This window comes from Streptomyces europaeiscabiei (assembly GCF_001550375.1).
Lineage (GTDB): Bacteria > Actinomycetota > Actinomycetes > Streptomycetales > Streptomycetaceae > Streptomyces > Streptomyces europaeiscabiei.
The window spans coordinates 15,492-27,241 of the sequence record NZ_LRTR01000112.1; the positions used below are offsets into that span (position 1 = coordinate 15,492).

Sequence of the window (11,750 nt, forward strand, 5' to 3'; positions counted from 1 at the left end):
CGGGGCCCGCCGACAGAGCCGCACCCCGGCTACTTCTCGAAGCGGTACCCCATCCCCGCCTCGGTGACGAAGTGTCTCGGCCGCGAGGGGTCGCCCTCCAGCTTGCGCCGCAACTGGGCCATGTAGACCCGGAGGTAGTTGGTCTCCGTCCCGTACGACGGCCCCCAGACCTCCTGGAGGAGCTGCTTCTGGCTGACCAGGCGGCCGGCGTTGCGGACCAGCACCTCCAGGAGGTGCCACTCGGTGGGGGTCAGCCGGACGTCCCTGCCGTCCCGGTTGACCTTCTTCGCGGCCAGGTCCACGGTGAAGTCGTCGGTCTCCACGATCACGTCGCCCTCCTCGCCCCCGACGGGCTCGGCGCGGCGGACGGCGGCACGCAGCCGGGCGAGCAGCTCGTCCATGCCGAAGGGCTTGGTGACGTAGTCGTCGGCGCCCGCGTCGAGGGCCTCGACCTTCTCGTCGGAGGAGTGCCGTGCCGACAGGACGAGGATCGGGACCCGGGTCCAGCCCCGCAGTCCCCTGATCACCTCGACACCGTCCATGTCGGGCAACCCCAGGTCGAGGACGACGACGTCGGGGTGGCGGGAGGCGGCGAGTTCGAGGGCGCTCGCGCCGTCGTGGGCGGCGTCGACCTCGTACTTGCGGGCCTTCAGGTTGATCACGAGCGCGCGGACGATCTGCGGCTCGTCGTCGACCACGAGCACCCGGGTCATGTGTTTCGCCTCTCTGCCGATGCCGCCTCGCTCCCCGACGCGGCCCTGTCCGCCGACGGGACCGCGTCCCCCGAGGGGACCACGTCCGTCGAGGGGACCACGTCCGTCGAGGGGACCACGTCCGTCGAGGGGACCGTGTCCGTCGAGGGGACCGTGTTCGCCGACGGGGCGGCGTCCACCGACCTGGACATGTCCACCGACGTAGACGTGTCTGCCGACACATCGGTGCCCGAAGAAGGGCCCGTACCGGCCCCGGAGCCGCTCGCCGCGGCCCGCACCGTGAGCACCATGGTGAGTCCTCCGCCGGGGGTGTCCTCGGCGTCGAGCGTGCCGCCCATGGCCTCCGCGAAGCCGCGGGCGACCGCGAGCCCCAGCCCCACGCCGGTCCCGCGCGGGGCGTCGCCGTGGCGCTGGAAGGGGGCGAAGATGCGGTCCTTGGCCTCGTCGGGGACTCCGGGGCCCCGGTCGGTGACGCGGACCTCGACGCGGCCTCCGAGGGCGCTGGCGGAGACCTGGGCGGGCGTGCCGGGCGGGCTGTACTTGACGGCGTTCTCGACGATGTTGGCGACCGCGCGCTCCAGCAGCCCGGGATCGACGGCGACCATGGGCAGGCTCTCGGGGATCTCCAGTCCGACGCTGCCCTCGGGGACGCCGCCGAGGGCCATCGGCACCACCTCGTCGAGATCGATCTCGCGGATCAGTGTGGTGACGGTGCCGGTCTGCAGGCGGGACATGTCGAGGAGGTTGCCCACGAGGTGGTCGAGCCGGTCGGCGCCGTCCTCGATCCCTTCGAGCAGTTCGGCCTCGTCCTCCTGCGACCAGGCCACGTCGTCGGAGCGCAGGGACGACACGGCCGCCTTGATACCGGCCAGCGGGGTGCGCAGGTCGTGGCTGACGGCGGCGAGCAGCGCCGTGCGGATGCGGTTGCCCTCGGCCAGTTCCTTGGCCTGGTCCGCCTCCTGTTTCAGGCGCCGGCGGTCCAGTACGACGGCGGCCTGGGCGGCGAACGCGGCCAGCACCCGGCGGTCCTCGGCGGGCAGGACGCGCCCGGACAGGGCGAGCGCCATGTGGCCGCCGACCGGCATGTCCACGTCCGCGGCCTCCGGACGGTCCACCCGCCGGGGCCCCACGCTGCCCGCGCACGTCCACGGGTCCACGTCGCTGCGGCGCTCCAGCAGGGCCACCGACTCCATGCCGAAGGTCTCACGGACCCGTTCGAGCAGCGCCTCCAGGCTGGTCTCCCCGCGCAGCACGCTGCCCGCGAGGAAGGACAGGATCTCCGACTCGGCGCGCAGCCGGGCCGCCTGGTGGGTGCGCCGGGCCGCGAGGTCGACCACGGACGCCACGGACACCGCGACCCCTATGAAGACCACGATGGCGACGATGTTCGTCGGGTCGTCGACCGTCAGGGTGTGCACCGGCGGCGTGAAGAACCAGTTGAGCAGCAGCGAGCCCAGCACGGCGGCGGCCAGCGCGGGCAGCAGACCGCCCAGCAGGGCCGCGGCCACCGTCAGTGACAGGAACAGCAGCATGTCGTTGGCGAGACCCAGGTCGGTCTCGAAGTTGGCCAGCAGCAGTGCCAGCAGCAGCGGTCCGGCCGTCCCGGCCAGCCAGCCCCAGACCATCCGGACCCGGCCCAGCCGCGCGCCCCGGGCGACGGGCAGCCCGCGTCCCTTGCCCGCCTCGTCGTGGGTGATCAGGTGGACGTCCAGGTCGGGTCCGGAGTCCCGGGCGACGGTCGCGCCGACGCCCGGCCCGAACACGTACTGCCAGCTCTTGCGCCGCGAGACGCCGAGCACGATCTGGGTGGCGTTGACACCGCGCGCGAAGGCCAGCAGCGCGGCCGGGATGTCGTCGCCGACGACGTGGTGGAAGGTGCCGCCGAGGTCCTCGACGAGGGTGCGCTGGACGGCGAGTTCCTTGGGCGAGGCCGAGGTCAGCCCGTCGCTGCGGGCGATGTACACGGCCATGACCTCGCCGCCCGCGCCCTTCTCGGCGAGCCGGGCGGCCCGCCGGATCAGGGTCCGCCCCTCGGGGCCGCCGGTCAGCCCGACCACGATCCGCTCCCGCGAGCCCCAGATCCTCGACACCTGGTGCTCGCTGCGATACGCGTTCAGGTACTCGTCGACGCGGTCCGCCACCCACAGCAGCGCCAGTTCCCGCAGGGCGGTCAGGTTCCCGGGCCGGAAGTAGTTCGACAGGGCCGCGTCGACCTTGTCGGGCTGGTAGATGTTGCCGTGCGCCATCCGCCGCCGCAGCGCCTGTGGCGACATGTCGACCAGCTCTATCTGGTCGGCCCGCCGCACCACCTCGTCGGGGACCGTCTCGCGCTGCCGTACACCCGTGATCGACTCGACGACATCGCCGAGCGACTCCAGGTGCTGGATGTTGACGGTCGATATCACGTCGATGCCGGCCGCGAGCAGTTCCTGGACGTCCTGCCAGCGCTTGTCGTTGCGTGAGCCGGGCACATTGGTGTGGGCCAGTTCGTCCACGAGGGCGACCCGGGGCCGCCGGGCGAGGACGGCGTCCACGTCCATCTCGGTGAAGACCGCGTCCCGGTACTCCAGCTTCCGGCGCGGGATCCGGTCGAGACCGTGCAGCATCACCTCCGTGCGGGAGCGGCCGTGGTGCTCCACGAAGGCCACCACGCAGTCGGTGCCACGTTCGATCCGGCGGTGCGCTTCGGACAGCATCGCGTACGTCTTGCCGACGCCCGGTGCCGCACCGAGATAGATCCGAAGCTTCCCGCGTCCCATGGCCCCATTGTCTTCCCGTGACCGCCGCCTACGCAGCGTCGACCCTACGGCCAATAATCACGGCAAAGGGGACACGAGGCGGACCGGAGCCGCTCCTTGACGCAACCCTGACGCACCCCTGCCCCCCGCAGTGACCGCGCACATGGCGAAGGGCCGCACCCCACCAGGGAATGCGGCCCGTACACGGCCAGGTACAGCGCGCCCCACAGGGGGCGCGGAACTGCGCGAAGAGTCCCCACGGGCCCGCGGTCGCCCACGGCCCTGCCGACGCGGCGGCTAGCGGACCTCGGTGGTCTCCGGGCCGCGCTGCAGCTGCCCCATGCCGCCGGAGAAGCGGGAACCGGCCTGCTCCTCCTGCTGAACGCCCTCGGGCACCATCTGCGCGTCGTTCGGCAGCTTGAGGACGATCGGGTCGCGCGGAGCCATGGGACCCTCGCCGCGGAGGACGACCGTGTCCCGGAAGATCTGCTCCAGCAGCCCGGCGGTCTGCGGCTCCACCGCGCCCCGGCCGGAGATCACCCCGCGCAGGAACCAGCGGGGCCCGTCCACACCCACGAACCGGACCACCTGGAAGCCGCCCGTACCGTCCGGCAGCTGCACCGGCACCTGCGCGCGCAGCTCCCAGCCGAGAGGGCCCTCGACCTCGTCGATGACACCGCCCTGCTGGGTGATGCCGGTGGCGATCTCCTCGCGGACCTCGCCCCAGATGCCCTCACGCTTGGGTGCGGCGAAGGCCTGCAGCTGGACCGCGCTGTCGCGGAGCACGACGGTCGCCGCGACGATCGCGTCGCCCGCGACCTCGACCCGCAGCTCCATGCCGTCGACTCCGGGCACGAAGATGCCGCCGAGGTCCACCCGGCCCTCGCCGGGCTCACGCACCTCGGAGCTGTCCCACGGCCCGTCGGGCCGGGGTTCGGGTTCGAGCCGTACGCGCTCGCGCGCGACGTCGTCCGCCTCAGTGTCGGCGTCCCCAGCGACGCCGTCGACCTGCTCGGCCTCGCTCGCCGCGTCCGCCGCGTCCTCGGCGGAACCCTTCTTCTTGCGACGTCCGAACACGTCACTGTCCTTCCCGGTCGGATACGACCGAAGCGTATCGATTCCCACCCGTTGTGCCGCCCACGGCGGCATGACCGCCGGTGGACCCGAAGCCCCCCTCGGCCCGCGCCGAGTCGGGAAGCTCCGCCACCTCCTGGAAGCGCACCTTCTCGACCTGCTGGACGACCAGTTGGGCAATCCGGTCGAAGCGCTCGAACCGCACGGCTTCGTGCGGGTCGAGATTCACCACGATCACCTTGATCTCCCCACGGTACCCGGCATCAACCGTCCCCGGGGCATTCACCAGGGCGACGCCGCAGCGGGCGGCGAGGCCGGACCGTGGGTGCACGAAGGCCGCGTACCCCTCCGGGAGCGCGATGGACACTCCCGTGGGAAGTACGGCCCGTTCACCCGGCTTCAGCTCCCGGCTCTCCGTGGTGCGCAGATCGGCCCCCGCGTCACCGGGCCGCGCGTAGTCCGGCAGCGGCACGTCGGGGTCGACGCGCCGGATCAGGACGTCGAGAGGAGTACGGCCGCCGCTCACGGGTTCACCTCGAAGGCGCGGGCCCGCCGGACCTGGTCCGGGTCCTTCATGGCCGCCTGGATCTCCTCGTCCCGGCCGTGGTCGATGAAGTGGTCGACCTTGACCTCGACGAAGAGCGCGTCGGCGCGGACGGCCAGCGGGCCGTCGGGGCCACCGATGCGTCCCTGGGCGGTCGCGAAGATCTTCCGCCCGGCCACCGCCGTCACCTCTGCCCGCAGGTGCAGCACGGTGTCGACGGGGACGGCCCGCAGGAAGTCGGTCTCCAGCCGCCCGGTCACCGCGATGGTGCGCAGCAGCCAGGTGAGGGAGCCGAGGGTCTCGTCGAGGGCGCTGGCCAGAACTCCGCCGTGCGCGAGGCCCGGGGCTCCCTGGTGCGCGGGCCGCACGGTGAATTCTGCGGTGAGCGTGACGCCCTCACCGGCCGTCGCCTCCAGATGCAGCCCGTGGGGCTGCTCACCACCACAGCCGAAACACTGCCCGTAGTGCGTGCCGAGCAACTCACCGGGGGCGGGCGCCTCGGGATGCCGTACGGGCGCCGTGGCGTCCGCCGGGGGTCGCAGGGCCGCGGAAGTACCTCTCACAGGCGCAGACCTTACCCGTCCGTCAGCGCCCGGCCATCGCCCCAACGGGCAGGGTTTCCCCTCGGGCGCCCCTAATTCCGGGCCCGGCGGGCCGGCATGCCAAGCTTGACGCCATGCAGCCCTCCGCCACGCCGTACGAAGAACGCCTGACCGCTCCCCGCACCTGGTGGCTCGTCTGTTTCCTGGTCGGCGTCTCGATGGCCCTCATCCTGCTGCCGTTCGGCACGCTCCCTCTACTGGGCGGGCTCGCCGGCGGCACGGCGGTCGCCGCGGTCGTCACCAGCTCGTACGGCTCGGTCCGTATCCGCGTCGTCGGCGACTCACTGATCGCGGGCGAGGCGAAGATCCCGGTGAGCGCCCTGGGCGAGCCGGAGATCCTCGACCGCGAGGAGGCCCAGGCCTGGCGCACGTACAAGGCCAACTCCCACGCCTTCATGCTGCTGCGCGCCTACATTCCCACCGCGCTCCGCATCCCGATCACCGACCCGGCGGACCCGACCCCGTACGCGTACCTGTCGACGAGGGAACCGGAGCGTCTGGTGGCCGCCCTGGAGGCGGCCAGGACGGCGGCATAGCGCGGCTCGTCACCCAGCGGTGGCGGACCGAGGCGGGCCACGACGGCGGACCGACTCGACCGCGTGGTTTCTCGCCGAACTCTTACCGCCCGGGCACGGCTTGCCGCACGAGAACCCGTGTGCCTCAGTGAGGGCGATCAGCCTCTGGGGCGCGATCCCGACGAGGACGGTGCCGGACTCGGGCGCGCCGGGTCGACGGACCGAGGGCGCCCGGCACCTTCCGCTCAGCCCCCTCCGAGTTCCTTGGGCAGCTCCCCCACCGTCAGGGGATCGACCGGCTTCTCCAGCGGCGGCAGTTCCGGCAACGCCTCCCACGGCACCTGAGTCCGCCGCAGGTCCTTGCGGATCCGCTCAGCGAGGTGCTTGGTGTCCCTGCGGTTCATGACCGCCCCGACCGCGGCGCCGACCAGGAACGGCATCAGGTTCGGCAGATTCCGCACCATCCGCTTCATGATCTGCTGCCGCAGCTGCCGCTTCATCTGCCCGCCGAGCGCCGAGTTGACCGTCGACGGCCGGGTCACGTCGATGCCACGCTCCCCGGACCAGGAGTTCAGATAGGCGGTGCTGCGCTGCCGCAGGCTCCCCGGCGGCCGCGCCCCGTACACCTCGTGCAGCTCGGCGATGAGTTTCAGCTCGATCGCGGCGACCCCGGTGATCTCGGCGGCCAGCTCCGCCGGCATGGCGGGCGGCGTCGGCAGCATCGCGGCGGCCCCGACGCCCGCGCCCACCGTGGAGGACGCGTTGGCGGCCCCCGCGACGAGCTTGTCGGCGATCTGCTCGGGCCCCAGCCCCGGGAAGTGGGCGCGCAGGGTCGCGAGGTCGCGCACGGGGATCCGCGGGGCGATCTCGATGACGCGGTCGGTGATGTACGCGAGGCCCGCTCTGGCCCCGTCACCGCTCTTGCGGACCCCCACCTTGAGGCCCTGTCTCAGTCCGTCCCGGACGACGGCCGCGCGTCGTCCGGCGACCGGCGCCGGAGTGCCCACCGGTACGGGCAGGCGTCCCTGCTCATCCGTGGCGCCCCCCGACGCCGCAGCGGGCGCACGTTCGAGCGAGGCCGCTCCCTTGTCGGAGGAGCCCCGCTCGTCTTCACGCACGCCGTCGGAGCCTTCGTACGGCCCCGGGTCCGCCCCCTTGCGGGAGCGGCGCTTCCAAGGAGGGGTCGAGCCAGTCACGGCCGACCCTGCCTCAGTCGCAGTCGCGGCAGATCGGCTGACCGTTCTTCTCGCGGGCCAGCTGGCTGCGGTGGTGCACCAGGAAGCAGCTCATGCAGGTGAACTCGTCCTGCTGCTTGGGCAGCACCCGGACGGCCAGCTCCTCGTTCGAGAGGTCGGCCCCGGGCAGTTCCAGGCCTTCTGCTGCCTCGAACTCATCTACATCCACGGCGGACGTCGACTTGTCGTTCCGGCGAGCCTTGAGCTCTTCCAGGCTGTCCGAGTCGACGTCGTCGTCGGTCTTGCGTGGGGTGTCGTAATCCGTTGCCATGTCGCGCTCTCCCCCTCTGGGTGTCTGCGGTGTCTCCAGCGCACGTAACGCGTGAGAGGCCGGACTTGTGCCCGACCTGAGGCGGAGATTTTGCCTCACATCAAGGTCTGTTACTCAATCGACACCCAACCGGACTCCTCAAGAGTGATCGGCTTGGATGGCGAACGGGACCGTACACGGTCCTGAGGCTGCATACAAAGGCGCCCCAGCATGTACTTCCCGTGATCTCAACCCCCGAAAACCCGGATTTTCCCGGCTTTCCGGAGGCCACATGATCACGCTCGGTAGATGGCTGGAAAATCGCCCATGTGATCGATCACACATCGGTCGTGCACGACCGATTCGATCGGGTCCCAGGAAATTCCGCGCAAAGCGAACACGTCCCGGAACCGGGCTCATTTTCTCAGACGGGCAGGGTTACGCGCATCACGAGTCCGCCTCCCTCACGTGGCCGGGCGGCGATGTGGCCGCCGTGCGCTCGGGCCACGGACCGGACGATCGACAGGCCGAGGCCCACGCCCTTGTCACTGCCCGTGCGCTCCGTACGCAGCCGCCGGAACGGCTCGAAAAGGTTGTCGATCTCGTACGCCGGGACCACGGGCCCGGTGTTCGTGACCACCAGGACCGCCTGCCCGTGCTGCAGCTCCGTCGTGACCTCCACCCAGCCGCCCTGCCCCGGCACGTTGTACCGGACGGCGTTCTGGACGAGGTTCAGGGCGATCCGCTCCAGCAGGACACCGTTGCCCTGGACGACCGCGGGGGCCCACTCGCCGCGGATCTCCACCTTCTTGCTCTCCGCCTCGGAGCGCACCTGGTCGATGGCCTGGGAGGCGACCTCGGCGAGATCCACGGGCTTGCGCTCGACGATCTGGTTGTCGCTGCGGGCGAGCAGCAGCAGACCCTCGACGAGCTGCTCGCTGCGCTCGTTGGTGGCCAGCAGCGTCTTGCCCAGCTGCTGCAGCTCGGCCGGCGCTCCCGGATCGGAGAGGTGCACCTCGAGGAGTGTCCGGTTGATCGCGAGCGGTGTTCTCAGCTCGTGCGAGGCGTTCCCGACGAACCGCTGCTGGGCCGTGAAGGCCCGTTGGAGCCGCTCCAGCATGTCGTCGAAGGTGTCCGCCAGCTCCTTCAGCTCGTCGTCCGGACCGTCCAGCTCGATACGGCGGGACAGGTCCGAGCCGGCCACCGCGCGCGCGGTGCGGGTGATCCGGCCGAGCGGCGCGAGCACCCGGCCCGCCATCGCGTACCCGAAGGCGAACGCGATCACGGCGAGCCCGAGGAGGGCCAGCAGGGAGCGGCTGAGCAGCGTGTCGAGGGCGACCTGGCGCTCGTGGTCGATGCAGGCGGCGATCGCCCTGTTGAAGTCGTCGAGCTGCAGATTGGTGGGGGCCGTGTCGGCGTCGACCGCGCGGCAGATGTCGCTGGAGACACTGATGTTCGTTCCGCCCTCGATCTTGAACACCGGCGTGTTGCCGGTGCTCACGGCCTGGGCGGCCAGCAGGTAGATGATCGACAACAGCAGGATCCCGGCGATCAGGAACATGCCGCCGTACAGCAGCGTGAGCCGTATCCGGATGGTCGGGCGCAGCCACGGGAAGGGGGTCTGCGCCCGCCGGGGGTCCCAGGTGGGCTTCGGGGGCGCCTGCGGCGGCGCGGGGGTGGGGGCCACGGCGGATCAGATCCGGTACCCGGAGCCGGGCACGGTGACGATGACCGGTGGCTCGCCCAGCTTGCGGCGCAGCGTCATGACCGTCACCCGCACGACGTTGGTGAACGGATCGGTGTTCTCGTCCCAGGCCTTCTCCAGGAGCTGCTCCGCAGAGACGACGGCGCCCTCGCTGCGCATCAGCACCTCCAGGACCGCGAACTCCTTCGGCGCGAGCTGGACCTCCTTGCCGTCACGGAAGACCTCGCGGCGGTTGGGGTCGAGCTTGATTCCGGCGCGCTCCAGGACGGGCGGCAGCGGCACGCTCGTACGCCGGCCGAGGGCCCGTACGCGCGCGATGAGCTCGCTGAAGGCGAACGGCTTGGGCAGATAGTCGTCGGCGCCGATCTCCAGGCCCTCGACTCGGTCGCTGACGTCGCCGGACGCGGTGAGCATCAGCACGCGCGTGGGCAGGCCGAGCTCGACGACCCTGCGGCAGACGTCGTCGCCGTGGACGAGGGGGAGGTCGCGGTCGAGGACGACCACGTCGTAGTCGTTGACGCCGATGCGTTCCAGGGCCGCCGCACCGTCGTACACGACGTCGACGGCCATGGCCTCCCGGCGCAGTCCGGTGGCCACCGCATCGGCGAGCAGCTGCTCGTCCTCGACGACGAGTACGCGCACGTCGCTTGTCCTTCCTGTGTCCACCCGCGTAGCGCGCCGAAGGCGCACCCGGGCAGGGTGTTCGTGGGTGTGTGACGTCCATCCTGCCTTTTTCGGCCGTAAGTCGGCTGTAAGGCGACCCTCGGGACAGGAAGGCCGAAGGCGCACGGGTGGGAATGCGGGATTTTTTCGTCCGGCCGAGGTTTCCGTCCGAGAGACCGGGGGGAAGACGGCTTTACACCCCGCGATCACGCTCTGCTTGTGCCGCACCACCATGCGGTACGCAGCGTTCCGCTTTTCCGCAGAGCGGGCGTGGGTGTCCGGCACCGTCGCCGCCCGGCCTGGGCAGCGCTGGGCATCCACAAGAGACGTGATCGCCCCTTCCGAACGGCACACCCCCGTGCCACCGACCCACGACCCAGGACGAGGGGGCGCAGCATGGACGCATTCACCTCAGGACTTCTGCAGCGCATAAGGACGGCCGAGTCCGACCTGACCAGGGCTCGCGACGAGGGCGACGACTTCCTCGCCGAGGTGGAGCAGGGCGAACTCGACGACCTGCGCCGCCTCGCCGCCGATCACGGCGTGGAGGTCGGCGCGTACAGCGTCTGAATTCCCGGCCCATACGCACGACAGCGAACCCCCGGCAGATCCAGACCGGGGGTTCGCTGCTTTTTGAGGGCTCGGTTCGCCTCCGGGGCGCCCGTGCCTGTGCCGAGAGCCCGACCGTGCTCGACCCTTCGGGCCTCCGCGCGCTCGGGCTCTCGGCACAGGCGCGCCCCTTCGGCTCACTCGCCGTAGGGCGCCGTCTGCTGTTGTGGCCGTGTCAGTCGTGCCAGGCGCCCAAGTCCTCCAGGCGGGTCTGGAGGGCCTCGAAGAGGGCGGGTGGGGCCGCGATGGTCAGGTCGGGTGAGAGGGGCTCTGAGGGGCGGCCACCGGTCAGGGCGCCCGCCTCCCGGGCGATGAGGTCACCCGCCGCGTAGTCCCAGGCGTTGAGACCACGCTCGTAGTACGCGTCCAGGCGGCCCACGGCCACGTCGCACAGGTCGATCGCGGCCGAGCCTCCGCGCCGGATGTCCCGCACGTGGGGGATCAGCTCGCGCAGCACGTCGGCCTGGCTGGCCCGCCGCTCGGCGCGGTAGCCGAAGCCGGTGCCGACGAGGGCCAGCCCCAGCTCCGGGGCGGGGCGCACGCGCGCGGGACGGTCGTTCACGTACGCGCCCTCACCGAGTACCGCCCGGTAGACCTCGCCGCGCACCGGGGCGTCGACCACGCCGACGACCGTCTCACCGTCCACCCGGACCGCGATGGACACGGCCCAACTGGGCAGTCCGTACAGGTAGTTCACGGTGCCGTCGAGGGGATCGATCACCCATTGGACGCCGCTGGTCCCCTCGACGCTGGCTCCCTCCTCGCCGAGCACGCCGTCGTGCGGCCTGCGCTCGGCCAGCAGGTCGGTGATCAGCTTCTCGGAGGCGATGTCCATCTCGGTGACGACGTCGACCGCGCTGGACTTGGTGGCGGCCACGCCGAGATCGGCGGGCCGGCCGTCGCGCAGGAAGGTCCCCGCGCGGTGGGCCGCGTCCAGGGCGATCTCCAGCAGTTCGGCCTTCAGGCCGTCCGGACGCTCTGACTGGTCGGTCACGTTGCTCCTCACGCGTACGGGCTGTCGGCGCCCGCGGCTGCGGGCTGCGGGGCGCGGGCCGGGCAGCAGCCGACCGGGCACAGGTTGTGGCTCGCGCCGAGCGTGCCG

12 protein-coding genes are annotated in these 11,750 nt (G+C 71.5%); 2 read left to right on the forward strand and 10 right to left on the reverse strand.

Features of this window, described 5'->3' with window-relative positions:
* Positions 1–29 precede the first annotated feature (29 nt).
* The 5 genes from AWZ10_RS04935 to AWZ10_RS04955 all read right to left on the reverse strand — a co-directional run bounded on the left by AWZ10_RS04935 (position 30) and on the right by AWZ10_RS04955 (position 5,632).
* On the reverse strand, positions 30–713 hold the full coding sequence (locus AWZ10_RS04935) for a response regulator (protein WP_046702682.1): 684 nt from the start codon (positions 711–713) through the stop codon (positions 30–32).
* Positions 710–3,472: a sensor histidine kinase gene (locus tag AWZ10_RS04940; RefSeq protein WP_079104290.1), complete on the reverse strand. Its 2,763-nt coding sequence runs from the start codon at positions 3,470–3,472 to the stop codon at positions 710–712. The genes AWZ10_RS04935 and AWZ10_RS04940 overlap by 4 nt, the downstream gene beginning before the upstream one ends.
* A 276-nt stretch (positions 3,473–3,748) precedes the next feature.
* The gene (locus tag AWZ10_RS04945; RefSeq protein WP_037700780.1) at positions 3,749–4,528 is read right to left on the reverse strand and encodes a DUF3710 domain-containing protein; all 780 of its coding nucleotides are present in this window, start codon (positions 4,526–4,528) and stop codon (positions 3,749–3,751) included.
* 1 nt (position 4,529) lies between these two features.
* Positions 4,530–5,051 carry a dUTP diphosphatase gene (gene dut, locus AWZ10_RS04950; protein ID WP_046702681.1) on the reverse strand — a complete coding sequence of 174 codons (522 nt, stop codon included), beginning with the start codon at positions 5,049–5,051 and terminating at the stop codon, positions 4,530–4,532.
* Positions 5,048–5,632 (reverse strand): PaaI family thioesterase, encoded by a 585-nt coding sequence (locus tag AWZ10_RS04955; RefSeq protein ID WP_060890540.1) that lies wholly within the window; start codon positions 5,630–5,632, stop codon positions 5,048–5,050. Before AWZ10_RS04955 ends, dut begins: the two co-directional genes overlap by 4 nt.
* Positions 5,633–5,745: 113 nt before the next feature.
* Here AWZ10_RS04955 and AWZ10_RS04960 point away from each other — a divergent pair, with 113 nt between their 5' ends.
* The gene (locus AWZ10_RS04960; RefSeq protein WP_046702679.1) at positions 5,746–6,207 is read left to right on the forward strand and encodes a DUF3093 domain-containing protein; all 462 of its coding nucleotides are present in this window, start codon (positions 5,746–5,748) and stop codon (positions 6,205–6,207) included.
* 224 nt (positions 6,208–6,431) lie between these two features.
* Here the strand turns inward: AWZ10_RS04960 and AWZ10_RS04965 are convergent, their stop codons facing one another.
* The 4 genes from AWZ10_RS04965 to AWZ10_RS04980 form a co-directional block, all read right to left on the reverse strand.
* Complete coding sequence (locus tag AWZ10_RS04965) at positions 6,432–7,382, reverse strand: hypothetical protein (protein WP_173531440.1); 951 nt, start codon at positions 7,380–7,382, stop codon at positions 6,432–6,434.
* Positions 7,383–7,395: 13 nt separating this feature from the next.
* A complete protein-coding gene (locus AWZ10_RS04970; RefSeq protein ID WP_005481602.1) occupies positions 7,396–7,692 on the reverse strand; it encodes a DUF4193 domain-containing protein in 297 nt (98 codons plus the stop codon).
* Between the two features lie 403 nt (positions 7,693–8,095).
* On the reverse strand, positions 8,096–9,358 hold the full coding sequence (locus tag AWZ10_RS04975) for a sensor histidine kinase (RefSeq protein ID WP_060890541.1): 1,263 nt from the start codon (positions 9,356–9,358) through the stop codon (positions 8,096–8,098).
* Positions 9,359–9,364: 6 nt separating this feature from the next.
* Positions 9,365–10,018 (reverse strand): response regulator transcription factor, encoded by a 654-nt coding sequence (locus tag AWZ10_RS04980; RefSeq protein ID WP_046710032.1) that lies wholly within the window; start codon positions 10,016–10,018, stop codon positions 9,365–9,367.
* 417 nt (positions 10,019–10,435) lie between these two features.
* Here AWZ10_RS04980 and AWZ10_RS52215 point away from each other — a divergent pair, with 417 nt between their 5' ends.
* Positions 10,436–10,609, forward strand: a complete 174-nt coding sequence (locus AWZ10_RS52215) for a hypothetical protein (protein ID WP_162948511.1) — start codon at positions 10,436–10,438, stop codon at positions 10,607–10,609.
* Between the two features lie 214 nt (positions 10,610–10,823).
* Here AWZ10_RS52215 and AWZ10_RS04985 read toward each other — a convergent pair whose 3' ends face one another.
* Entirely contained in the window at positions 10,824–11,642 is an 819-nt protein-coding gene (locus AWZ10_RS04985; RefSeq protein WP_060890542.1) for an inositol monophosphatase family protein, read from the reverse strand.
* Positions 11,643–11,750 lie beyond the last annotated feature (108 nt).

Bases quoted from the DNA above. Each gene is read 5' to 3' on its own strand.
- AWZ10_RS04960 (WP_046702679.1), top strand. From the start codon at position 5,746: ATGCAGCCCTCCGCCACGCCGTACGAAGAACGCCTGACCGCTCCCCGC.
- AWZ10_RS52215 (WP_162948511.1), top strand. From the start codon at position 10,436: ATGGACGCATTCACCTCAGGACTTCTGCAGCGCATAAGGACGGCCGAG.
- AWZ10_RS04935 (WP_046702682.1), bottom strand. From the start codon at position 713: ATGACCCGGGTGCTCGTGGTCGACGACGAGCCGCAGATCGTCCGCGCG.
- AWZ10_RS04940 (WP_079104290.1), bottom strand. From the start codon at position 3,472: ATGGGACGCGGGAAGCTTCGGATCTATCTCGGTGCGGCACCGGGCGTC.
- AWZ10_RS04970 (WP_005481602.1), bottom strand. From the start codon at position 7,692: ATGGCAACGGATTACGACACCCCACGCAAGACCGACGACGACGTCGAC.